The sequence below is a fragment of the Haloarcula salina genome (assembly GCF_049603855.1).
In the GTDB taxonomy this organism is placed as follows: Archaea; Halobacteriota; Halobacteria; order Halobacteriales; family Haloarculaceae; genus Haloarcula; species Haloarcula salina_A.
Map to the genome: position 1 here is coordinate 1,129,177 of NZ_CP187146.1, position 21,446 is coordinate 1,150,622.

Annotated in this window: 24 protein-coding genes and 2 tRNA genes; 6 read left to right on the plus strand and 20 right to left on the minus strand. The window is 67.2% G+C overall.

Annotated features, from left to right (window positions below):
- Nucleotides 1-2 precede the first annotated feature (2 nt).
- The 3 genes from ACOZ4I_RS05870 to ACOZ4I_RS05880 all read left to right on the plus strand — a co-directional run bounded on the left by ACOZ4I_RS05870 (nucleotide 3) and on the right by ACOZ4I_RS05880 (nucleotide 1,121).
- Entirely contained in the window at nucleotides 3-347 is a 345-nt protein-coding gene (locus ACOZ4I_RS05870) for a 50S ribosomal protein L24e (RefSeq protein WP_424003948.1), read from the plus strand.
- Complete coding sequence (gene ndk, locus ACOZ4I_RS05875; RefSeq protein WP_424003950.1) at nucleotides 347-811, plus strand: nucleoside-diphosphate kinase; 465 nt, start codon at nucleotides 347-349, stop codon at nucleotides 809-811. The genes ACOZ4I_RS05870 and ndk overlap by 1 nt, the downstream gene beginning before the upstream one ends.
- A 70-nt stretch (nucleotides 812-881) precedes the next feature.
- Nucleotides 882-1,121: a glutaredoxin family protein gene (locus ACOZ4I_RS05880; RefSeq protein WP_424003952.1), complete on the plus strand. Its 240-nt coding sequence runs from the start codon at nucleotides 882-884 to the stop codon at nucleotides 1,119-1,121.
- Here ACOZ4I_RS05880 and ACOZ4I_RS05885 read toward each other — a convergent pair.
- The 12 genes from ACOZ4I_RS05885 to ACOZ4I_RS05940 form a co-directional block, all read right to left on the minus strand.
- The gene (locus ACOZ4I_RS05885; protein ID WP_424003954.1) at nucleotides 1,112-1,840 is read right to left on the minus strand and encodes a hypothetical protein; all 729 of its coding nucleotides are present in this window, start codon (nucleotides 1,838-1,840) and stop codon (nucleotides 1,112-1,114) included. The two genes, ACOZ4I_RS05880 and ACOZ4I_RS05885, sit on opposite strands and share 10 nt — an antisense overlap.
- A 54-nt stretch (nucleotides 1,841-1,894) precedes the next feature.
- Nucleotides 1,895-2,299 carry a peptide-methionine (R)-S-oxide reductase MsrB gene (gene msrB, locus ACOZ4I_RS05890; RefSeq protein WP_424003956.1) on the minus strand — a complete coding sequence of 135 codons (405 nt, stop codon included), beginning with the start codon at nucleotides 2,297-2,299 and terminating at the stop codon, nucleotides 1,895-1,897.
- A 41-nt stretch (nucleotides 2,300-2,340) separates the two neighbouring features.
- Nucleotides 2,341-3,573, minus strand: coding sequence for a DUF6498-containing protein (locus tag ACOZ4I_RS05895; RefSeq protein WP_424003958.1), 1,233 nt, complete (start codon nucleotides 3,571-3,573; stop codon nucleotides 2,341-2,343).
- A gap of 63 nt (nucleotides 3,574-3,636) precedes the next feature.
- A tRNA-Thr gene (locus ACOZ4I_RS05900) sits at nucleotides 3,637-3,710 on the minus strand.
- Nucleotides 3,711-3,742: 32 nt separating this feature from the next.
- Entirely contained in the window at nucleotides 3,743-4,210 is a 468-nt protein-coding gene (locus tag ACOZ4I_RS05905; protein ID WP_424003960.1) for a GNAT family N-acetyltransferase, read from the minus strand.
- A gap of 109 nt (nucleotides 4,211-4,319) precedes the next feature.
- On the minus strand, nucleotides 4,320-4,901 hold the full coding sequence (locus ACOZ4I_RS05910) for a CBS domain-containing protein (protein ID WP_424003962.1): 582 nt from the start codon (nucleotides 4,899-4,901) through the stop codon (nucleotides 4,320-4,322).
- An 82-nt stretch (nucleotides 4,902-4,983) separates the two neighbouring features.
- Nucleotides 4,984-5,742, minus strand: a complete 759-nt coding sequence (locus ACOZ4I_RS05915; protein ID WP_424003964.1) for a GTP cyclohydrolase III — start codon at nucleotides 5,740-5,742, stop codon at nucleotides 4,984-4,986.
- A gap of 49 nt (nucleotides 5,743-5,791) precedes the next feature.
- Nucleotides 5,792-6,121: a DUF7344 domain-containing protein gene (locus tag ACOZ4I_RS05920; RefSeq protein WP_424003966.1), complete on the minus strand. Its 330-nt coding sequence runs from the start codon at nucleotides 6,119-6,121 to the stop codon at nucleotides 5,792-5,794.
- 55 nt (nucleotides 6,122-6,176) lie between these two features.
- Nucleotides 6,177-6,476, minus strand: coding sequence for a DUF5785 family protein (locus tag ACOZ4I_RS05925; protein ID WP_424003968.1), 300 nt, complete (start codon nucleotides 6,474-6,476; stop codon nucleotides 6,177-6,179).
- A 49-nt stretch (nucleotides 6,477-6,525) separates the two neighbouring features.
- The gene (locus tag ACOZ4I_RS05930) at nucleotides 6,526-7,917 is read right to left on the minus strand and encodes a PGF-pre-PGF domain-containing protein (RefSeq protein ID WP_424003970.1); all 1,392 of its coding nucleotides are present in this window, start codon (nucleotides 7,915-7,917) and stop codon (nucleotides 6,526-6,528) included.
- 251 nt (nucleotides 7,918-8,168) lie between these two features.
- Nucleotides 8,169-8,252 (minus strand) — tRNA-Ser (locus ACOZ4I_RS05935).
- Nucleotides 8,253-8,278: 26 nt separating this feature from the next.
- Nucleotides 8,279-9,031, minus strand: a complete 753-nt coding sequence (locus ACOZ4I_RS05940; RefSeq protein ID WP_424003972.1) for a hypothetical protein — start codon at nucleotides 9,029-9,031, stop codon at nucleotides 8,279-8,281.
- Between the two features lie 197 nt (nucleotides 9,032-9,228).
- Here ACOZ4I_RS05940 and ACOZ4I_RS05945 point away from each other — a divergent pair, with 197 nt between their 5' ends.
- The gene (locus ACOZ4I_RS05945) at nucleotides 9,229-9,765 is read left to right on the plus strand and encodes a hypothetical protein (protein ID WP_424003974.1); all 537 of its coding nucleotides are present in this window, start codon (nucleotides 9,229-9,231) and stop codon (nucleotides 9,763-9,765) included.
- Here the strand turns inward: ACOZ4I_RS05945 and ACOZ4I_RS05950 are convergent, their stop codons facing one another.
- Both ACOZ4I_RS05950 and aroC read right to left on the minus strand, forming a co-directional pair.
- Nucleotides 9,766-10,392: a uracil-DNA glycosylase gene (locus tag ACOZ4I_RS05950; RefSeq protein ID WP_424003976.1), complete on the minus strand. Its 627-nt coding sequence runs from the start codon at nucleotides 10,390-10,392 to the stop codon at nucleotides 9,766-9,768.
- A 7-nt stretch (nucleotides 10,393-10,399) separates the two neighbouring features.
- The gene (gene aroC / locus ACOZ4I_RS05955; protein WP_424003978.1) at nucleotides 10,400-11,599 is read right to left on the minus strand and encodes a chorismate synthase; all 1,200 of its coding nucleotides are present in this window, start codon (nucleotides 11,597-11,599) and stop codon (nucleotides 10,400-10,402) included.
- Nucleotides 11,600-11,690: 91 nt separating this feature from the next.
- On the opposite strand from aroC, the gene ACOZ4I_RS05960 reads away from it, so the two are divergent.
- Entirely contained in the window at nucleotides 11,691-12,539 is an 849-nt protein-coding gene (locus ACOZ4I_RS05960) for a TrmB family transcriptional regulator (RefSeq protein ID WP_424003980.1), read from the plus strand.
- Here the strand turns inward: ACOZ4I_RS05960 and ACOZ4I_RS05965 are convergent.
- The 3 genes from ACOZ4I_RS05965 to ACOZ4I_RS05975 all read right to left on the minus strand — a co-directional run bounded on the left by ACOZ4I_RS05965 (nucleotide 12,530) and on the right by ACOZ4I_RS05975 (nucleotide 16,221).
- Nucleotides 12,530-13,984 (minus strand): sulfatase, encoded by a 1,455-nt coding sequence (locus ACOZ4I_RS05965; RefSeq protein ID WP_424003982.1) that lies wholly within the window; start codon nucleotides 13,982-13,984, stop codon nucleotides 12,530-12,532. The genes ACOZ4I_RS05960 and ACOZ4I_RS05965 overlap by 10 nt on opposite strands.
- 2 nt (nucleotides 13,985-13,986) lie before the next feature.
- A complete protein-coding gene (locus ACOZ4I_RS05970) occupies nucleotides 13,987-14,967 on the minus strand; it encodes an alkaline phosphatase family protein (protein WP_424003984.1) in 981 nt (326 codons plus the stop codon).
- 72 nt (nucleotides 14,968-15,039) lie between these two features.
- Nucleotides 15,040-16,221 carry a glycosyltransferase family 4 protein gene (locus ACOZ4I_RS05975; RefSeq protein WP_424003986.1) on the minus strand — a complete coding sequence of 394 codons (1,182 nt, stop codon included), beginning with the start codon at nucleotides 16,219-16,221 and terminating at the stop codon, nucleotides 15,040-15,042.
- A 115-nt stretch (nucleotides 16,222-16,336) separates the two neighbouring features.
- Here ACOZ4I_RS05975 and ACOZ4I_RS05980 point away from each other — a divergent pair, with 115 nt between their 5' ends.
- Nucleotides 16,337-17,764, plus strand: coding sequence for a sulfatase (locus ACOZ4I_RS05980; RefSeq protein ID WP_424003988.1), 1,428 nt, complete (start codon nucleotides 16,337-16,339; stop codon nucleotides 17,762-17,764).
- A gap of 18 nt (nucleotides 17,765-17,782) precedes the next feature.
- On the opposite strand, the gene ACOZ4I_RS05985 is transcribed toward ACOZ4I_RS05980, so the two are convergent.
- Genes ACOZ4I_RS05985 through aglG form a run of 3 tightly spaced genes read right to left on the minus strand, consistent with a single transcriptional unit; the run spans nucleotide 17,783 to nucleotide 21,384 of the window.
- A complete protein-coding gene (locus ACOZ4I_RS05985; protein WP_424003990.1) occupies nucleotides 17,783-19,219 on the minus strand; it encodes a polysaccharide biosynthesis C-terminal domain-containing protein in 1,437 nt (478 codons plus the stop codon).
- 59 nt (nucleotides 19,220-19,278) lie between these two features.
- A complete protein-coding gene (locus ACOZ4I_RS05990; protein WP_424003992.1) occupies nucleotides 19,279-20,442 on the minus strand; it encodes a glycosyltransferase family 4 protein in 1,164 nt (387 codons plus the stop codon).
- Between the two features lie 6 nt (nucleotides 20,443-20,448).
- Nucleotides 20,449-21,384: a glucosyl-dolichyl phosphate glucuronosyltransferase gene (aglG, locus tag ACOZ4I_RS05995; protein ID WP_424003994.1), complete on the minus strand. Its 936-nt coding sequence runs from the start codon at nucleotides 21,382-21,384 to the stop codon at nucleotides 20,449-20,451.
- Nucleotides 21,385-21,446 lie beyond the last annotated feature (62 nt).

Here is a 21,446-nt window from a genome sequence, read left to right on the forward strand (position 1 = left end):
CCATGCCCCGAACACGCGAATGCGACTACTGCGGCGCGGACATCGAGCCCGGCACGGGCACGATGTTCGTCCACAAGGACGGCGCGACCACGCACTTCTGTTCCTCGAAGTGCGAGAACAACGCCGACCTGGGCCGCGAGGCCCGCAACCTCGAGTGGACCGCCTCCGGTCGCGGGACCGAGGGCACCGTCGAGGAAGCAGAAACTGACTCGGACGCCGAGGCCGACGCGGACGCCGCCGCCCCTGATCTCGAAGAAGCTGAAGACGAGGTCGACGAGGGCGACGCGGACGCCGACGAGGCGGACGAGACCGAAGACGAAGAGGAAGCCGAGGAGGCTGAAGCGTAATGTCCGAGACGGAGCGCACCTTCGTGATGGTCAAGCCCGACGGCGTCCAGCGCGGGCTCATCGGCGACATCGTCTCCCGGTTCGAGGACCGCGGCCTGAAGATGGTCGGCGGCAAGTTCATGCAGATCGACCAGGACCTCGCCGAGGAACACTACGGCGAGCACTCGGACAAGCCGTTCTTCGACGGCCTCGTGGACTTCATCACGTCCGGTCCGGTCTTCGCCATGGTCTGGGAGGGCCAGGACGCGACCCGCCAGGTCCGCACCATGATGGGCGAGACCGATCCCGCCGAGTCCGCGCCCGGCACCATCCGCGGCGACTACGGACTCGACCTCGGTCGGAACGTCATCCACGGTTCCGACCACGAGGACGAGGGCGCGAACGAGCGCGAGATCGCGCTGTTCTTCGACGAGGACGAACTGGTCGAGTGGGACCAGATCGACTCGTCCTGGCTGTACGAGTAACGCGGCGCGACACCTTTTCGTTTTTTCACCGAGCGCAATCCCCTTGAGTCGCGCGTCCGAATGGACCGCCATGAGCCGTACGCTCTACCAGCTCGACGGCTGTCCGTACTGCGAGAAGGTGGCCGACCGACTGGACGAACTCGGCGTCGACTACGAGAGCGTCTGGGTCGAGGCCCTGCACTCGAAGCGCGACGAGGTCAAGCGCGTCTCCGGTCAGCGCGGCGTCCCGGTGCTGGTCGACGACGAGCGCGGCGTCACGATGGCCGAGTCAGAACGCATCCTCGAGTTCGTCGAGCGAAGCTACGCCTGAGCGACTCGCGTGTCGTAGAGATAGCTCGTGGCCGCACCCAGTCCAGCGAACAGGAACGGGATGAAAAACAGCAGTATCAGGAGCCACAGCACCGCGGGCGCGGCCTGTCCCTCGGCCCCGCTGTCGAACGTGACCCGGCGGACGAACACGAAGCTTCCCGCAAAGCCCACCAGGACGTATCCGAGTCCGATGCCCGTCCCGACGAGCGCGATCTCTTCGAGCAGGCTGTCCGACCGGCTCGGGCCGCGAGACCGCTCGAACAGCGCGCCGGCGACGACCAGCGCGACGAGCGGGAGGAGGAAGAAGGCGAGCGGCGGTACGGAGGGATTCTCGACGCCGTAGAGGACGTTCCGCGCCGCCGCGCCGTACACTTCCGCGTCCGATGCCGTCACGAGCGTCGGGACGTGATGAGCGTTGTACAGCACGAACCCGTACTGGATCAGCCGGTCCGAGAGCGACGGCATGTCGACGTTCGACGGCCCGAGCACGAAGACCGCCGCGACCAGCGCGTACTCGACGACCAGCGTACCTGCCGCGACGCCGGTCGCGCGAAGCCAGGGGAACGTCCGGAGGCTCTCGTCAAGCAGATGGCTCTCTGGCTGGGCCGGTTCGGCCGACGCCGTCGGCGGCTCGTCTATCGGCGTCCCGCCGTTGGTGTCCGCCGGTGCCGTCGGTTCGTGCTCGTCGCCGGAAGCGTCGTCGGGGCCGTCACGTGTCACGTCTATCCTATGGAGCCCGAAGAGAGAAAAAAGGGTTCCGGTGGTCCGGCTCTGCTACTCGCTCTCGAAATCGAGGGCCGCACCGTTGATGCAGTAGCGCTTCCCGGTCGGCTCCGGCCCGTCGTCGAACACGTGGCCGAGGTGGCCCCCGCAGTTCGCACAGACGACCTCGGTCCGCTGCATCCCGTGGCTGTTGTCAGCCCGCGTCTCGACGTTGCCCTCCTGATAGACGTCCCAGAAGCTCGGCCAGCCGGTTCCCGACTCGAACTTCTCGTCGCTGTCGAACAGTTCCGCGCCACAGCCGGCACAGGTGAAGACGCCCTCGTCTTTCACGTCGATGAGATCGCTGCTGAACCGCGGCTCGGTCCCGGCCTCCCGCAGGATCCGGTACTCCTCGTCGGACAGTATCTCGCGCCACTCCGCGTCGTTCTCGGGTAGCTCGCCGCTGGATTCGCTCATGGAGACGCGTACGCGCCGGACGCGTAAAAACGTGGAGCCGGTCAGGTGGCTTCGTCCGCGGGCTGCCCCGTCGTGGCGTCGGCCTTCGTATCATTGGCCTCGAGCGCTGATCCGTCTTCGAGGTGTGGGATGCGAATGTCTCGGCCGTCGTGTTCGACCACGACCGTCTCCGTCCCGCAGAGCCGGTCCGCGAGGGTCTGGTCGCGCTCGCCCTGGCTGAGTTGTCGACCGGCGACTCGCCACTGGGCCGTCCCGAACAGCCGGTCGTAGCCGACCGCGTCCCGCCCGACACGGTACTCCATGGCCCCGTGGCGGATCACACGGTCGAGGACGCCGACACCAGCGGCCACGACGAGCAGGGCCGCGATTACCTGTCCGGTGAACACAGCGCCGTCGATCGATCCCGACGCGACGAGGACACCGCACAGCAACGCGCCGAGGCCGGCGATGAACCACACCGCCGTGACGGACAGTCCGCGAACGACGCCGTCGATTACGAGTGGCACTCGCGCCGGCCGGACGCGGTCGACCGGCGGTCGAAGCTCCGTCTCGATGGGCGTCCACTCGTCCGGTTCGCTCGCCAGGCCGAGGTCGATCCGGTCACGCTCGTCGAAGGCGACCAGTCGGTCGCGATAGACGTCGGCGACGTCGAACAGCGACTTCCCGCCGACCGCGGCTGCGATGGCGACCGACGGGGGGAACCCGGCCGCGGCCGCCATGCCGCCGACGGCCATCGCCATCCCGACGACCACGACGGGCCAGATGCCCGACTGGAGCGCGCGCTGGACCGACGCGTCTTCGTACGCGCCATCGAGAAAGTACTCGGTGAGCGTCTCGTAGCCCCGGCCGACGAACACGCCACAGATCCCGAGCAGGAAGGTCATCGCCGCACGCTCGTCGATCGGGTCTCCGGCGATCGCCTGATCCGCGCCCCCGATCGCGGCCGCCCCGACGAAGACCCACGCGACGCCAAACGCCGGGAGAGCGAACAGGACGACTGGAACGTTCGCGATCTGAATCGAGAGTCGCGTGCCGGGGATGTCCACGCCGCCGCGCTTGTGCTGGACTGCACCGATCAAGAGCGGGTCGTTCGCCGCTTCCGACGGTCGCTGTGCGAACAGTCCGCGGAGGGCCGCGAACCCGAGACCGATCCCGAGTTCGAACCAGTAGATCAACAGCAGCGCCGCCAGCGACCAGTCGAGAAACAGCACGCCGACGACGGGCACGGCGTTGGTCGAGACGGCGATCAGCAGTTGGGTCCGTCGGTCGCTCATTGGAGGTGCGGTCGCGGGGGCAGTCGCGGCTTCGGAGGCTTCGTCGGGCAGCAATCGAAGGAGAGCCAGGGGTGGGATTTGAACCCACGAACTCTCGATTACAAGTCGAGTGCTTGGACCACCCAAGCTCCCCTGGCGCGGTTGCATACCTGCGTTGTGTGGGGACCGTTTAGAGAGTATCGTTTTCCGTCCGCTTCTCGAACTCGACGCGGTGCGGTTCGTAGCCGTGGGACCGGTAAAACCGCCGGGCCGCGTCGTTGGCCGCCATCGCTTCGAGCGCGATCACGTCGACACCGGCCGACCGGAGCGTCTCCTCGGCCGCCTTGAGGAGCGCGCTCCCGATGCCTCGATTCCGAGCGGCCGGTTCGACGTAGATGTTCTCCAGGAGGCCGCGGCGCTCGTCCTGTTCGTAGCGGCCCCCGTCGACGGTGACCATGACGAAACCGACGAGACCGCCGTCTTCGCGGGCGACGAGCACGTTCTCGGCGACGATGCGCTGGACGATGGCCCCACGGACCGCGGTTCGGTTCCGGTCACCGAGGAGGTGCGACCCGTGGGTGCGCTGGTCCGTCGCCAGCGCGACCCAGAGGTCGACGACGTCGTCAACCTCGTCCATCGAGGCCGTGTCGATATCCACGCTCGTACTCCGGCGCGTGACGGCAAAACAGTTCGGTCGCCGTCACTCGATCCGCGACGGTGAGCGACCGGCAGGTTCGATCACGGGTCGGGCGCGCGAGGCGGTCCGTTCACACGTCACGACAGTCCGCACAGAGGAGCTGTCCGTTGAAGGAGGCCAGATTTCGAGTGAGGGTCCCGCAGGCGGAGCAGATTCCCTGTTCGTCGAACGTGTCTTCGGCGGCGGACTCCACGTTCCTGTCCTCGGCGGTCGCTTGCTCCCCCGTCGTCGCGACTTGCGGAACCGCCTCGGGCGACTCGGTCGATTCGCTCTCGAGTCGCGCCGACGAGAGGATGTCGTGTTCGGTCAGCGTCCCCTGTGGCTCGCCCCCGGCGGTGACCACGAGGAACTCGGCGGAACGGGCCGCCATCTTGTCGCGCGCCTCCGGGAGGCTGGCGTCGGGCTCGACCGTTGGAATCGCCTCGCGCATCACGTCGCCGATGGTGGCCGTCGACGGATCGCCGCCGTCGACGACGTAGGCGAGGATGTCTCGGTCTGTCGCCACGCCGACCGGTTCGTTCCCCCGGAGGACCAGAATCGGATGCTGGTCTTCACGTATCACCAGCTCCGTCGTCTCGAGGAGGTCGTCGGACTCGCTGGCCCCGACGTACTCCCGGTTCATAACCTCCCGTACGGTTACCTCACCGTTCATGTGTGTCATTATCTCACGACGTGGCTAAAAGATACCTACACTACGCTTATGTCGCCTGGTTCCCAAGTTACTCAGTCGTTACCTATTCGATCGTGACGGCGTCGCCGGTCGCTCGACACGTCTCTAAGGCGTGTTTCGCGTCCATTCCGGCGTCTGACGCCGTCCGCCCGCGTCCGACGCCGACTTTCAGTTCCACGTCGACCGCCTCGCGGACGTGGCTGATGGCGTCCTCGTACGCCGCCTCGCCCAGATCGGGACAGACCGCGATGACGTTGTCGCCGCCGACGAAGAAGGAGAGCGAGTCGTGGGCCTCCCGCATGTACTTCATCAGGGACGCGTACCCCTGCTCGATCTGGATGAAGGTGTCGAACTCGTTGAGTTCGTCCGTGTACTTCTCGGTGGCGTCGTCCACGTCGAAGTGCGCGAGCTGGACGTCCGTCTCGGTCTGGAACTGCTCGTCGATAGTCTGGCCGCGCAGGACCTCCCGGCGACCCTTGTCCTGTGCGCTGCCGGCCTCCTGGAGCTGTTCGGTGGCCGTCCCGAGCGCCGAGACCGGCGTGGTTCCGGTCGCGACCGAGAGACTCATCGTCACGGGATATCGGTTCCCCACCGACTCCTGGATGAGCGCGTGGGCTTCCTCGTCGAGGCCGTTGGTCACGGCGATCATGTTGTCGAACCGCGAGAAGAAGATGTAGCCGTCGCGGTTGCCGAACAGCTGGGCGAGGTCGGCGTACAGTCGAGACTGGAGGGTCTGGAGGTCGACTTCCCTGCGTGGCTCGGGCGTCACCGTCCACGGTCCGTAGTTGTCGATCTGGATGTGGGTAACCTGCGTGTTCGTCACTGTCGATCGACCGTTCGAAACCGACGGCTATTGGTCTATCGAAATCAGCTCACAACTGGTCGGTCGGAATCGCTTCGGGTCGTCGAAGTTCCACCCTCCCGACAACCGAGTCGTACGAAACGACCGCAGTCGCGGTCAGTTTCGGCAGGTGCTCGGTGTACAGTTCGTCGGCGAGTGCCCGGCGATCCGTGTCGGGGACCGCATCGGGTTCGACATTGCGCTCGGCGGCGAGAATCGCGGCCGCCAGGTCGTCGACGACCATCGGCTCGCCGCGCGCGGCCAGGATGGACAGCGCGCGCCGCCGGTGCTCGTCGTCGAGGAGGTCCGAGACGACCGCATCCGGGAGGTCGAACGCACCGCTGGTGCTGGTCGTGGCCATACACGTCGCTACACTGGCATCCCACAAGTATGTGTCGCGTCCACACCCCACGCGATCAGGCGTGTTCGAGTCGGTAGGGCCACCAATCGGCCTCGCGGAGCGCGCGCCCGAGGCACTTGTGGAAGTCAGGGAAGTCCTCGAACTCGTCCTGGTCGACGTATTCGAAGATGTCGGCGACGCTGACGACCGTCTCGTAGTCGATCCGTACCGGGTGGTCCCCGTACTGCTCGACGTACTCCGCGGCGGTCAGCGGGAAGTCCTCCTCCTCGTCGATCTTCTTCGCCAGGACGGCGTGGCCGTACTTGCGCCGGCCTTCGCTGCCCTCTTCACCGTCTGGATCGTGTGGCCAGTCCATACGCGACTCTCTGGACACTGGCACAAAAAGGGTTTCTCTCCGCTCGCCGCTACAGTTCGAAACCGCTGTTGCGCCGACCGCCGCCACCGCGCCGCAGGAGGGCGATGATGACGCCGAACAGGAGCAGCGCTGCGACGAGTCCGCCGACGACGAACAGCGTGTTGATGCCCATGACGGTCGCCGGGAGCGGCCCGACCCCGCTGTCACCGTCCCCGTCGCCGACGCCGGGGTCGGTCACCGCTGCGTCCGTCCCGGCCGCGGTCCCGGTCGGCTCCGCGCCGCCGTTCCCGTCGGTCTGGACCTGACTCTCGCTGACCTGAATGACGCCCGCGCCGGCGTCGTTGAGCGCGACCTGGTAGCGTCCGGGGGTCGTGACGACGGTCGACAGTGCGACCGTTCGCTCTCCGTTCGCGGGGATCTGCACCGAGGTCTCGTTGACGACCTCGTCGTCGACGCGCATCTGGGCGTCGTACGTCCCTTCGATGCTGCCGGTGTTACGAACGACGCCCTCGACGACGACGCGCTGACCGGTCGGGACCTGTTCGCTGACGACCGACGTCCGCGCGATCGAGAACGACGGCTCGATCGAGCCGACGACGAACGCCGTCGAGCCGGACGTGTCGGCTTCGTAGATCACGCGGCTGGTCTGTTCTTCCACGACGGTGGTCTCGGTCGCCTGCCACGACTCGTTCACGCGCTGGTAGACCCGTACCTCGTTCGCGTCCATGCCCGCGTTCCGAAGTTGCGACCGGTTCAGGGCGAACCGCATCGATGACGGCTGGACGCCGTCCGTCGAGCCGACCGTAACGGCGCTGAATACGGCCGCCGCGTCGTCTGACGGAATCGGGAGCCCGGACGTAGCGGGGTCCGTGTACTCCGTGACGCTCTGCGTGAACGACTGCTGGGACGCGTCGACCGTCCACGACTGCACGGTGAACGACCGGTTCGTGTCGGCGGGCATGTCCACGGTGTAGGGTTGCGACGTCGGGACCGACCCACCACGAACGCTGATTGCTCGGCTCCCCGCGTCCTCCCGCGTGACCTCCGCGAGCGCCCGTTTGACCTGGACTCGACCCGCCGATCGCTCCGGGCTCGTGACCGTCAACCGGTACGTGCCGGGCTCTCCCAGCCGTATCGCCCTCGTGGTCGTGTTCGACGAGTCGGCCTCGACCACCACCCGCTCGGTGGCCGTCGTCGTACCGTTCACCTTGAATTCGATGTCCATCCCACCGCCGTCTTCGCCGGTGTTTTTCACCGTCGCGGTGACGTTCACCGTCTCACCAGCGAGTATCGTGCTCGCGTCCTTGGTCGCGCCCGAGACGAACAGCCGCGGTGCGGCTGCCGTCGGTCCCGCGACCGTCGCTGTGAGGAGGAGGGCAACGACGCCGACGGCCACGAGACGCGGGGCGACCCGCTTTGGGGACCTGTTTTCGCGTGCCATTACAGGAATTGACCCGGACCAACGACATAAAACCGCCCGATTGCCACACTCCAGTAGACGCCCCCTACGGCACCCGTCGCTTGCGGTTTCACCCGTGATAGAACTGCCGCGACGCGATTCCCTACAGGGATCTGCTCGGAGAAACACGGTGGGGCTGGGATTTGAACCCGATGCAAACGCTCTCTCCGTTCGCGTTTCCGTGATTCAAACCCAGTTGCACCGCTCACTGCTCACTATCGTTCGCAGAGAAGCGGTGGGGCTGGGATTTGAACCCAGGAATCCGTGAGGATACCTGCTTTCAAGGCAGGCGCAATAGGCCGCTCTGCCACCCCACCGCAGACGTGGATACCGTGTGGCGCTTCTAAGGCTTGTCGGTCTCTCTGACCACGGTCGGCGTCCCGTCGTCGTCGACGACGCGCAGTCCGACCTCGTCGACGAACGCCGTCGTTCGCGGTGGGACGGCCCGCTCGGCCCGATTGCGCGCCCGGAGCAGCGGCACGGCGCTCCGGAGGTCCGCCCGCGTCTCGACGACCGGCGTCGACGGCAGGAAATCGACGCCCAGTCCCGCGTCGGCGGCGCGTTCGCCGATGGTCTCCACCGGGGGTGTTGCGTAGGCGTTCTCGAAGTCGATCGGTTCGCCGAATCCGGCGTAGTAGACCCGGCCGTCGCCAGCGGGCCCGAGCACCACGTCGCTGGTGCGGAGCTTCATCGCTGCGCTGTCGACGAGCTGTCGGCTCAAGAGCGCCGCGGTCGGCTCGACGGCGGCGACGGTGGCGACGTCTTCTCGCTCCAGCAGGTGCGTGACGGTGTTCCCGACCCGGCCTGCGAACGTCGACCCGACCTGAACCTCGTAGCGGGCGTCTCCGGGCGAGTCGAGCGCCTCGTCGAGGGGCTCTCGGACCGCGGTTTCGGGGTCGACACCGTCAGGGACCTGCTCCGGCGGCCGGTAGTTGACCAGCAACTCCCCGCCGCTGGACTCGACCGCGCGGCACACGTCGACGAGCATCGCCTCGTACAGCGCGGCGGCCTCGGACTCGGTCAGCAAGCCGCCCGCTAGATCCTGCAACACGAACCCCTCGACCGGCGGGTCCGCGAACACGGTTACCGTTGTCATGTCCCCATCTGCACCCGTCGCGGGTTAGTCGCTTGCGTTTTCCGTCACCGCACGGGCGTAACTCGGTCGTGGCCCGCCTCTCGTATACTCGGCAGCGAGCTGCTGTCGACCGACGTGGTCATCGAAGTAGGCGACGGCTACGGTCTTCAGGCGGTCGCTATCAAAATAGGATGGCGCTGGTACGTACACGGTGAGACATGGCTCACGTCGAGACGTACCGGTGCGCGGGGTGTGGGGCGGAGTATCGGGTCCGAGGTGACCCACAGCCGAAGGTGACGTGTCGGGACTGCGGGCGCGAGGCCGATCTCTGTGGCCCCGCCGCGGCGCGACGGGAGTACCGAATCGGCTACACCAAGTATCGCGAGGCGCGCCGCCAGCTCTCCGACGCGATGTCGCTCGTCGAGGGCGGCGCGACGACGCTCGCTCGCGGGGGGTTCGACGACGCCGCGGCGGACTTCGAGGCGAGCGTCTCTCACTTCACGACGGCCGTCCGGGAAGCGGACGACGAGTCGTTCAGCGAGTGCGCCGAACGAGCGCGCAAGAAGGCGACCTGCCTCTGGCAGGCCGTCGAGTGGCTCAGCGGGATGACCTTCGCCAGCGAGCAGGGCGAACGGCTCCGGGCGAGACAGCACCGTCACGACGCCGAGAACCGCCTGCGCGCCGCCAGTGAGTACGGCTCAGTTTCTGGGCCGAACGAGGCGTTCCCCGCGGCCCAAACTGGGCCGACGGCCTGACTACCGCCCGCGTCGCCCCTTCGTCTGGCGGTAGTCCCGCCCGATCGTCTCGCTGAAGTGCTCCAGAAACGTGGTCCGCTCCTCGTCGGTCTGGTCCGCGGGCGACAGCATCGGGATAATCTCGAAGCCGCGGCCGCGGATCGTGGTGGCGTGGCGTTCTTCGATGTCGAGGTCGTCGGCGCTTTCGGTCGTGTACTCGAAGGCCAGCTCTTCGAGCGGTCGCTGACCGACCGGCAGCAAGATCTCGGGGTTTATCATCCTGATCTCGCTGTTGAGGTACGGCTCGCAGTTGACGACCTCCTCGTCGGTGGCCGTCCGGTCAGGGTGGCGACAGCGCGTCACGTACGTCAGGAAGGCGTTCTGCAGCGTCGGCTCGGCCGCGTCCGGGTCCGGGCACATGTCGACGGCGGCGAGCACGTCGAGCAACTCCCGCTCCGCCTCGCCCGTGAACGGGATTCCGGACTCGTCCGCGCCGGCGCTCGGCGAGTCGCCGAGGACGAGGAACTCAGCGCCAACGTCGCCGTAGCCGTGGACGACGGTTTCGCGCGCCTCACAGAGGTCCGGGCAGTTCTGACACTCCTCGTCCATGCCGAAGGGATTTGACTTCGTTTCCTGGTTGGCGTCCATCGTCACCTCACTCGTCGTCGATGGTCGTGGCGTGGGTGTCCGCGTCCTCTGGGTCGTTCTGCGGACTCGACGGGTGGTACTCCGTGTCGTACTCGCCCGGCCGACCGTCGAGCCGGTCGGGGTTGATCCGCCCGGAGAGCAGCATGAAGTCGAGGATCGTACAGGCGAGCATCGCCTCGACGACCGGGACCGCCCGCGGCGGCAGAACCGGGTCGTGGCGGCCGGTGACGGTGATCTCCTTCTCCTCGCCGGACTCCCAGTCGACGGTTTTCTGCGTCTTCGGGATCGACACGGGAGGATGCCAGGACACCTCGCCGTAGATGGGCTGGCCGGTCGTGATACCGCCCTGGATACCCCCGTGGTCGTTGCCGACGGGCGTCGGCGTGCCGTCGTCGTCGAACGCCCAGTCCTCGTTGTACTCGCTCCCGCGAGTGGTCCGCGCCTCGCGACCGATGCCGTACTCGAAGTCGTTGACGGCCGGGATGGAGTACATCGCCTGTGCGAGCCGCGACGGGAAGCTGTCGAACCGCGGCGCGCCGAGCCCCGACGGGACGCCGCGGCACTCGAAGTAGATCGCGCCGCCGATGGAGTCGCCCTCCTTCTGGTACTCGTCGGCCACGTCACGCATCTCCTCGGCGGCCTCGGGATCGGCACAGCGGACCTCGTTCTCCTCGCTGTGTTCGAGCATATCCTCGAAGGTGACCTCGCCCGCCTCCACGTCGCCGATCTGGCAGACGTGGGCCTTGATCTGCACGTCGTGCTCGGACTGGTCGAGCACCTGCTTTGCGATCCCGCCGGCGGCGACCCAGTTGACCGTCTCGCGGGCTGAGGAGCGGCCGCCCCCGCCCCAGTTCCGCGTGCCGAACTTCGCGGAGTAGGTGAAATCGCCGTGGGAGGGTCGCGGAGCCGTGATGAACGGCTCGTATTTGCCCGACCGGGCGTCTTTGTTCTGGATGACCATGCCGACCGGCGTCCCGGTCGTGTAGCCGTCCTGAATCCCGGACTGGATGCTCACCTTGTCCGGTTCGCCCCGGGACGTGGTGATCATCGACTGGCCGGGCTTGCGCCGGTCGAGGTCCGTTTGAATCTCCTCTTCCGAGAGTTCGACCCCCGCCGGGACGCCGGAGACGGTACAGCCCATCGCCTCCCCGTGGGACTCGCCGTAGGTCGTCATGCGGAACAGACGACCGAACTCGTTGCCGTTCATTACACTCGTTTCGGGGGCGGGGGCATTTGAACCTTGTAGATGCGGCTTGCGGCCCGACGCGTTTTACAATCCCTGCCGCGCATGGACGTGTATGAGCGACCCCGCGGACGTGTTCGACCTGGTCGGGCTGACGGAGTACGAAGCGACGGCGCTGGAGCAGTTGCTCTCGCTCGGCCGCACCACGGCCCCCAATCTGGCCGAGGCCAGCGGCATCCCGAAGGCCCGCGTCTACGGCGTGCTCGAATCGCTGTCCGACCGCGGCTTTATCAAGGTGATCCCCGGCCGGCCCAAGGAGTACCAGCCGAAGGCCCCGGCCGAGATCCTGGACCGCGCCGTCGAGAACCACCGGCAGTCCTACGAATCCTTCGCCGCCGACATCGAGTCGCGGCGCGACGCCTTCCTCGCCGAGTACGAACCGCGCTTCGAGCGCGCGAGCGAGGACATCTCGCCGACCGCCGAACTGTTCCACGTCGTCGACGTGGGCGACCCCAGCGAGCGCGAGACTCGGCGGCTGTACGACGACGCCGAGGAGACGCTGCGCGTCATCACGAACAGTTTCGCTTACCTCGACAGCGTCGAGCGCGCGCTCGCTGACGCCCTCGACCGCGGCGTCGCCGTCGACGTACTCTTTCTCCACCCCGACGCATTGCCCGCGGAGAAGGCCGCGGTCCAGGCGGATGTCGTCGACCGACTGCGCGGGAACTATCCTGCCGTGGGCCTGCGGTTCAGCACCGAAAAGCTCCCTTGGCGGGGCACGCTCGTCGATCCGAGCATGGACTACGACAGCGGCGAGGCCATCCTCTTGGTCGAGGAACCGGACGTGCCGAACCACATGCGACAGGCCGCGATCACCGACAACGGCTCGTTCGTCGCCGGGATGAAGCGGTACTTCGATCTGATCTGGGAGTACGAGAGCGTCGCGTCGCCGACTCAGACGTAACCGAGGTCTTCGAGGCGCTGGTAGGTTCCGTCGTCGAGGTCGTCGAAGTCCTCGCCGGCCGACTTCACGTCCAGTTCCTCGATTGCTTCGAAAGCCCGTTCCACGGGTTCGGCACCGTCGTCGCCGATCTTGTACGAGGTCTGGGCGTCGCGGCAGACGACCGTGGCGGCGCGGTCGCGGTTGGTACAGTACTTGACCACGGTGTCACCGTCGTCCTCGAACACCGCTCGGGAGGTGGCCGTCCACGGGGAGAGGTCGTCGACGTACGCGCCCGCACGCTCTTGCAGCGGTTCGTCGAGTCCGACCGCGGTGGCGAGTACCGGCCCGTCGGGACAGAAGCCCGCAGTCGGTCGCTCGCCGTCACGGACCCGGTTTACGACGCGTGGGAACTCGACGAGCGACGCGGGGCGGTCGACGCGCCGGGCCTCGGTTTGCCCGGGATACCGGACGATCAGCGGGACGTGGAGGACGCTGTCGTGGATCGCCACCCCGTGTTCAGCCACGCGAACGCCCGGCCGAACGTCGCTCGGTTCGCCGAAGCCCTCGCCGTGGTCGCTCGTGACCACGAGCAGCGTCTCGTCGAGTTCGCCCCGCCGCTCCAGCGCCGCGACGAGCCGTTCGATCTCCGCGTCCGCCTGGCGGATCCCGCCGTCGTACAGCGACTCGACCGCCTTCTTCTGCCACCAGGGGCGGTGGCCGCCGTTGAAGTCCCATTTCTGGTCCTCGAAGGACGACTGCAGTGACGCCGCCTTCGACCCGCCCCACTCGTCGTACTCCGGCAGCGGCTCGTAGGGGATGTGGGGGTCCATCAGATTCAGGCAGGCGGCCCACGGCCCGTCCTGTCGGTCGCTCCAGTCCAGCAGCGCGTCGACGTACACGTCCGCCGGCGTCGACGCACGGACGCTGTCCGGCAGGAAGCGCTTGTAGTCCGACTGGAGCTTCGTCGCCACCCCGTTGGCCAGCGATCGGAGCGGCGCGTCGTCGGTCAGCGCGAGTTTGACGAACTCCGCGTACTGGCCCCGCCCCTCGTTGGAGACGAACTCGTGTGGATTGACGGCCTCCGGGAACGGGACGTTCCGCGCGCCGACGATCTGGTCGAACCCGTCGCGCAGGCCCACGTCGACCGCCGTCAGCCAGTCGTTCTCGGTGAACACGCCGGTGCTGTAACCGTCCTCGCGCAACTGCGAGAAGACCGACGCCGAGGGGTCGAGCCGGTGGCCCGCCGAGACGACGCCGTGTTCTTCGACGTGCAGGCCCGAGAAGATGCTGGCGTGGCTCGTGACGCTCCGAGCGCCGGGCGCACGGGCCTGCTCGTAGAGCGTCGCCCGCTCGTCGGCGAACGATTCGAGGAACGGTGTGGTCTCGTTGGCGTGGCCGTAGGCGCTGCAGTTTCTCGCACGGGCGCTATCGAGGACGACGAGGAGAACGTTGGGGTCTGTGGTCATTGCTACATGTAGCCGAGGTCTTCGAGGTGCTCTCTGACCTCCTCGGACTGGTCGCTGTCGCTGCCGGTCGCCGCCGTCGCGCGCCGCGTCGGCGTGTGGTCGTGCCTGTCGAGTTCGGACTCGATCGCGTCCCGAACGTCGACCACGCTCGCGATGGCGTCGACCATCGCCTCGTCGGTTCCGGCGACCATCGCCTCGTCGGTGTGGACGCCGTCCTGCAGGCCGTGGTCGCTGACCAGCAGCAGTTCGTCGCCGTCGCCGAGGTCGTCCCGGACCTCGCCGACGAACTCGTCTAGCTCGTCGTAGGCCAGGTCCTGTAGCTCAGGCTGTTCGTAGGCGACGTGCCCGATGAGGTCGAGCCCGCTCGTGTAGGCGAACACCAGTTCGTACCGCCCGCCCCGGAGCGCCCGCCGCGCACGGGCGAGTCTGACCATCGACATCTCCAGGCACTGCTCGTAGAACAGCGCCGGGTCCGTCGAGGAGTGGCCGCCTTTCGCTTCGAGGTCCCGCTCGAAGAGGTCGCCGAGGTTCCGTCGGAGGCTGTGCTCGCGGTCCTCCGAGTCCGGATCGACGACGTAGTTCGGGATGCCGATCGGAGCGGCCTCGCGGCCGTCGAAGACCGTCGAGAGCCCCTCGTCCTCGTAGTACGTCGCTGGAATACGGAAGGCGTCCTGCTCGGTGTTGTTGAGCAGCCACGCGCCGAGGCGCGTCTGGAGACTGGACGGGAGGAGGTAGTCCGCGGCGGCGCTCCCAAACCGGAGTAGCGGGTTCTCCCAGGCGACGCCGTCGTCGAGCGTGATGCCGTGTTCCGGCGGCGTCAGGCCGGTGATGATCGTCGGCCAGAGTTCGTGCGTGCTGGGCCCGCCCTCGGCGCTCTCGATCGTCTCGATAGCGCGGTGTGCGTCGAGCGTGAGGTTGGGGTGTGCCGCCGAGTCAACGAGTTCCGGGTCGAGGGCGTCGATACCCAGCACCACGAGCACCATATCTACTCGCAGAGTCTCGGGGGACGGCTTAAGACCTTTCGATGCGTGCGGTAGCGGTCCGAAACGGCCGTCTCAGTCGACTAGCGACCGGTACACGTCGAGGTACTCCTCGGCGATCTGTCGCCAGTCGTACTTCTCCTCGACGCGCTCGCGGGCCCGGCGACCGATTTGCTTCGCGAGGTCGTCGTCGGCGAGCAGCGTGCACACCGATTCGGCAATCGCGTCCGCCGACTCGATTGGAACGACGTACCCCTCTTCGCCGTCCCTGACCATCTCGCGGGCCCCGGAGATGTCCGTGACAACCATCGGACACCCCGTCGACATCGCTTCGAGGCGGACGAGCGAGAAGCTCTCCGAGCGGGATGGGTGAACGAACGCCCGCGCTCGCGAGAGGTGCTCGCGCACCACCGCCTGGTCCACGTACCCGTGGAACGTCACGTTCGATTCGAGGTCGAGCGTTCTGACCTGCCGTCGCAGCGCCTCCTCCTGCGGGCCGTCGCCGAAGATGTGGAGGTGGACGTCCGGGAATTCCCGGCGAATCTGCGCGAGCGCGTCGAGTAGCACGTCGTAGCCCTTCCGTTCGCGGAGGGCCCCGATGGCGACGAGTTCCTGTGAGTCGCCTCGTTCGCTGTACTCGAAGACGGTCGGGTCGACACCCAGCGGAATGGTCCTGAGTTTCGACTCGTCGACCAAGTCGGCGTACACCTCGCGGGCCTGTTCGTGGACGACCACGACTCGGTCCGCAGCGTCGAGCGTCCGCTGGAACAGGTCCATCCGCGGCGGGTCGAGGACGACGTCGCGGGTGGCGTCGACAGTCGCGTGCAGTGGATCGGTGAGCGACCGCGGCAGGTCCGTCCCAACCCACGAGGAGACCATTCGATTGAACTCCTCGGCCATGATCGCGTGGCCGGCCTGGCACGGGCCGACGACGACGGGCACGTCGTCGTGGAGCCCGGAGACGAGGATCGGGTTGAACCACCGGTAGCTGAGGTTCATGTGGTGGTACACGTCGACCGTCCCGCTCCGCAGTTCCGACAGGAGCGTCCGGTAGAGTCGCGCGTAGAACGTGATCCGGTTGGCCCCGCCGACGGGGTGGACGGTGACGTTCTCCGGTGACGGGTGGTCCGCGACCGAACGGGTGTAGGTGTCGACAGTGAACGACTCGTCGTGGAGGTTGTTCAGGAGGTTGTAGCTCTTCCCGTATTCGTCGTCGTGAATGTCCGCCTTCGTCGGCCCGACGAGCACCCGCGGCATGGGTGATGGTGGTACAGTCGGCGATTTAACCGTTGTGTCTGTCGGTTCGCCGGCCGATCTGTCGGTGCCGTGTCTCACGAAAGACATATTGCGCTCAGTCCGGTCCCCTCAGACGATGGATACGCCCAACGTCCTCCTCGTCGTCCTCGACAGCGTCCGGGCGAAGAACACGAGCCTCCACGGGCACGGCAACGAGACCACACCGTTCCTCGAATCGTTCGCCGACGAGGCCGAGGTGTACGAGCAGGCGCGCGCACCCAGCATTCACAGCGTTTCGAGTCACGCGAGCATCTTCACCGGCCACCACGTCCCCGAGCACAACGTCACCAAGCACGAGTCGGAACTCGATCCGACGAGCACGATCTGGCACGAACTCGCGACCGACCACGGCTACGAGACTGGCATCTTCACGCCGAACGTCGTCGTGGGCGTGTCCTCGAACCTGATCGACCCGTTCGACACCGTCGACGGTCCGCGACAGGACCCGGGCCACCGCTACTTCGAGGGGGGCATCTCGCCCTCGGACGTCGAGGGCCACCAGACGAAACGCGAGTACCTCGAACGGTGTCTCGACAGCACTGCCCCGCTGAAGTCCATCGTCAACGGGCTGTACTTCGAGTACTACGACGGCGGCGACGCGGACGTCGACGAGTCGGCTACGGCCTACATCGACTCCTTCTTCGAGTGGACCGACGCGCGAAGCGGTCCGTGGGCCGCCTGTCTCAATCTGATGGACGCTCACTACCCCTACGAACCGGCGGCGGAATTCGACCGCTGGGGCGACGACGAACTGCAGGCCGTCCACGACGGGCTGCCGGCCCCGCCGTCGAGAGAGATTGCGACGGACGGAAACTGGTGGAAGCTCCGCGCCATCGAGTCGCTGTACGACGGTTGTATCCGGCAGGTCGACGCGGCGATGGAACACCTCGTCGGTGAACTCAGAGAGCGCGGCGCGCTCGACGACACGCTGCTCGTGATCACCAGCGACCACGGCGAAGGCTTCGGTGAGCGCAGTCTAATCACGCCGAGCGTCCGCATTGCTGACCACAGCTGGGGCGTCCACGAGGTCCAGACCCACGTGCCGCTCGTCGTCCGGCATCCCGGCGGCGGCGACGGCACGGTCGAGGACCGGCTCGCGAGCCTCACCCGCTTCCCAGACGTCGTCCGGTCCGAGCTAGCGGGCGAGCGCGGGTCCTTTGCCGTCGACGACCACGCCGTCGCGATGACCTACCGTCTCGAACAGCCAGAGCGTGTGCTCCCGTCCGCTTGCCCTGACAGGGAGTCCTACGGCGGCCCGTGGCGCGCCGTCTACCGGCAGGACGGCGACCGCGTCAGAAAGGACGCCGATCACGGCACGGACGCCCGAACGGAAGTCATCGAGAGCGCGCAGGTGTCCTCCCCCCGCGGCGACGGTGACGTGGAATTCCTCAACGAGGTTTACGGAGATTTCCAAGACGCTGGCGTCCGCGGGCGGTCGGCCGACGACGCGTCGCTGGACGACGACGTCGAGCAACAACTCGAAGAACTGGGCTACCTCCGGTGAGCGCCGCTCGGCTGGCCGTCAGTTTCTGCGCACGGCGTCCGGCGCGTTGTCGCGGACGACCGACCGCAGGTCCGGCGAGACCGACAACAGGACGACGAAGTACGTCCCTGCTCCGAGCGAGATCAGTACGGTGGTCGCGACCTCGTTCGAAAGCGGGTTCCCCATTCGCGCCAGCGCGACGTTTGCGGCTGCCACGAGCGCTCCCATCGCGAGTGCCGCCCCCGCCTGTCGCGCGATCTGGACGACGGGCGTGTCGAACGAGACGTGTCGCCGGAGAACGAGGTAGCCACCGATCACGCTCAGGAACGTCGACGACGCGGACGCGACCGCGGCCCCGATCATGCCGTAGAAGTAGACGAGGACGAGATTCAGCGTGACGTTCGAGACGATCAGTATCGCGTTGACCTTGAACGCCGCCCGCGGCCGGTCGATTCCGCCCAGCGCGTTCGTGAACTGCGTCTGGTAGCCGTAGAACAGCACCGAGAGGATGAGGAGGCCGAGCACCTGCGCGCCGCGGCCGAACTCCTCGCCGAATATCCGGAGGATGCGGGGCGCGAGCAACAGTCCGCCGACGAGCCCCGGAATCGTCACCAGCCCGGTATAGGAGAGCGCGTCCTCGACGAGCGTGGCGACCTGCCGGTCGCGGTCCTCGGCGGAGAGCTTGCTCAGTTCCGGGAACAGGGCGCTGCTGATCGAACTGCTGAAGATGATGAGGAAGTTGGCGACGTTCCAGGTGATGCCGTAGACGCCGACCAGCGCGCTCGGAACGAACAGCCCGAGGACGAGGATGTCCGCCTGTTGGAAGGTCTTTCCTTCGAGTCGCCCCATCCACGCGTACTTCGCGTACTCGACGAGTCGCTCGAAGTGCCGGCGCTGTGGGAGGCGGTAGGGCCCGCCCACGAGATACAGCCCCGGAATCACGAGGACGAGTCCGCCGATGGCGTACCCGCCGACCAGCGCGGTCAGCCCGAGACTGAGGAACACGCCGCCGACCTGTAGAAGCGTTCTGGCGACCCGACGCGCGACCTTGAGCATCGCGTCGACGTGGACGAGGTGCGAGCCGTTCAGCATCGCGTCGACGTACGAGCCGAGCAGTCCGACGGCGAGGAGGGCGACGACGAAGCCGATCCGATCGACGTCGAAGTACTGTTCGATGGGTCCCTGAAAGACGACCAGTCCGACGGCGATCGCCGCGCCGATCGTGCCGATGACGAGGCCGCCGGCGACCTTGTACTCGCCGACGTCGTCGCCCTCGCTCATCCGCTTCGTGATGGCGCTCCCGATGCCGATGGAGCCGGCGAGCGACAGCCACGCGACGATGGAGAGCAGCAGGTAGTAGCGGCCGAGGACTGTGGGACCGAGCAGGCGCGCGAACAGGATGGTGGCGGCGAACCCCGCCACAGAGGAGAGGGCCTTCGAGACGAAGGCGACGAAGGAGGTTTGCCCGATTCGCATCAGTATGTCCCGACAGCGCCACCGACCTAATAAGCCCCCGTGGTCTGCGACCGAGCGGCTCAGCGGACTGCAGCGAGGATCGCGGCGTACCGCTCGCAGGCGGCCTCGAAGCTGTACTCTCGTTCGATCAGCTCGCGGCCGTTCTCGCTGATGGCCGCCAGATCGTCGCGAGAAAGTACATTGAGGACCGTCTCGCGGAGCGCCTCGGGCGCGCGTGACTCGATGAGGAAGCCGGTTTCGCCCTCCCGAACCACGTCGGGGACCCCAGAGACCGGCGAGGCGAGCACCGGGGTCCCGCAGGCCAGCGCCTCCAGAATCGTCGTCGGCAGTCCCTCGGTCGGCTGGGAGGGCATCACCAGCAGCGCGAGGTCATTCAGCTGTCGGGGCACGTCGTCGTGGTCCACCCAGCCGGTGAGTTCGACCTCGCCGCGCTCGATTTCGGCCGCCAGATCGGCTTCGAGCCACTCCCTGAGGTCGCCGTCGCCGATGAACCGGAAGGTCACGTCCTCGGGGAGCGACTTCGCAACGGCGGCGAGTTCGCGAACGCCCTTCTCCTCGTCGAGCCGGCCGAGGAAGCCGACGACCCGCTCGCGGTCGTCGTAGGGCCGTTCCACCGAAAAATCTGCCGTACGGACGTAGCGAGCGCCGCTGGGGTAGACGGTCGGCGCTTCGGGGTGGAGGTCGAGCTGTCGCGCCATCTCCGGCGTGTACGTGACCACGCCGTGAGCGGCGGCGAAGCCCGCGCGCTCCAGCGCCCGGACCGCCCCGGCGAGGGCGGCGGCGACGGTGTCCGGCAGATCCCGCTCCCAGTTCAGCCTGAGCGTCAGCGGCACGTCACCGCGGGGCTCGACGAGCACCGTCTTGCCGAGCAGTCGCGCGGCGAGTATCGGCAGGAGATACGACGTCGCGCCGAAAAAGAGCACGACCTCCTCGTCGCGATCGGCGACGACGCGACACATCCGTAGCTGATTCAGGAGGAACCGGACAGCGGCGACCAGCACCGAGTTGCCGGCTCCCTTCTGCGTGAGTTCGATCAGCTCGTGGCGCTCGCGGATCTCGGAGTCCGCTGGCAGGTCCGCAGTAACGAGCGAGACTGACGTGATCGCCGAGAGGATGTCGAGCAGGCTTCGCGTGGCGTTCTCGCCGGCGGCGGCCAGCGGGTGCGTGACGACGCAGACGTCCGGGAGGGTCGCGGTTTCGTCGACGGGACTCGCTGTTTCCATCCTCCGTTACCCCCAGACCGTCATCCCGTAGAGGTAGCCAAGCCCGACGAAGCCGGTGAGCGCGAACAGGAATACGAACTGCAACAGCGCCGAGAGCGACGGCGAGCGGACGAGTCCAGCGAGCCTGGCGGGGGCGAACCGAAGCAGGAGGTCGCCGAGGAAGTCCGACTCCTCGCCGGTGGACTCGGGGACGAACACTTCCATCCCGCGCTTGGAGTAGCCCTGCCAGAACGCCCTGTCGAGCAGCCAGCCGGGGTCGGTCCGGTACTCGAATATCTTGTGTGCGACCAGCGCGTCGGGCGTGTAGTAGACGCGCTCGCCGTACTCGCTCTCCAGGCGCGCACACAGCTCCGTCTCGCCGCCCTGGAGGTTCTTCTCGCCCTGTCGGCCGCCGATGTCGTCGTCGAAGCCCCCGAGGTCCAGAAACACGTCTCGGTCGAAGGAGATGTTCGAGCCGAACGTGTTGCGGACCTCGCCGGGCTCGTCGGGGTCGCCGTTCGGGCCGAACCCGCGGTGGGTGACGCCGACGAGCCAGTAGAACTCCTCGGGGAGGTATCGCGGCTTGCCGGCGACCCACGCCGGCGTCATTCGGCCGCCGACGGCGAGCGCGTCTTCGCGCTCGTAGGCGTCGACTACCGCCTCGACCCACCGGTCGTCGGCGACGGCGTCATCGTCGATGAACGCGACCACGTCGCCGGTCGCCGCTTTGGCCCCGTTGTTCCGGCTCTCCAGCAGGCCGACGTTTTCGTCGTTGCAGTGGGTCAGCACGTCCGCCCGGTCGCCGAAGTCTCGTTCGTAGCGGTCGTAGACGGCCCGATCGCCGTCGGAGACTAGCACCAGTTCCACGTCGTCGTACGTCTGTCCGAGGACGCTCTCGGCCGCTTCCCGGCAGTCGTCGTAGCGCTCCATCGTGTGCGTACAGAGCACGACCGAGACTCGCATACTCTGGGGTCGGAACCGGCGCTGTTAGGCGTTTCCATCCTGCGGTCGTCTGGAGGTCAAAA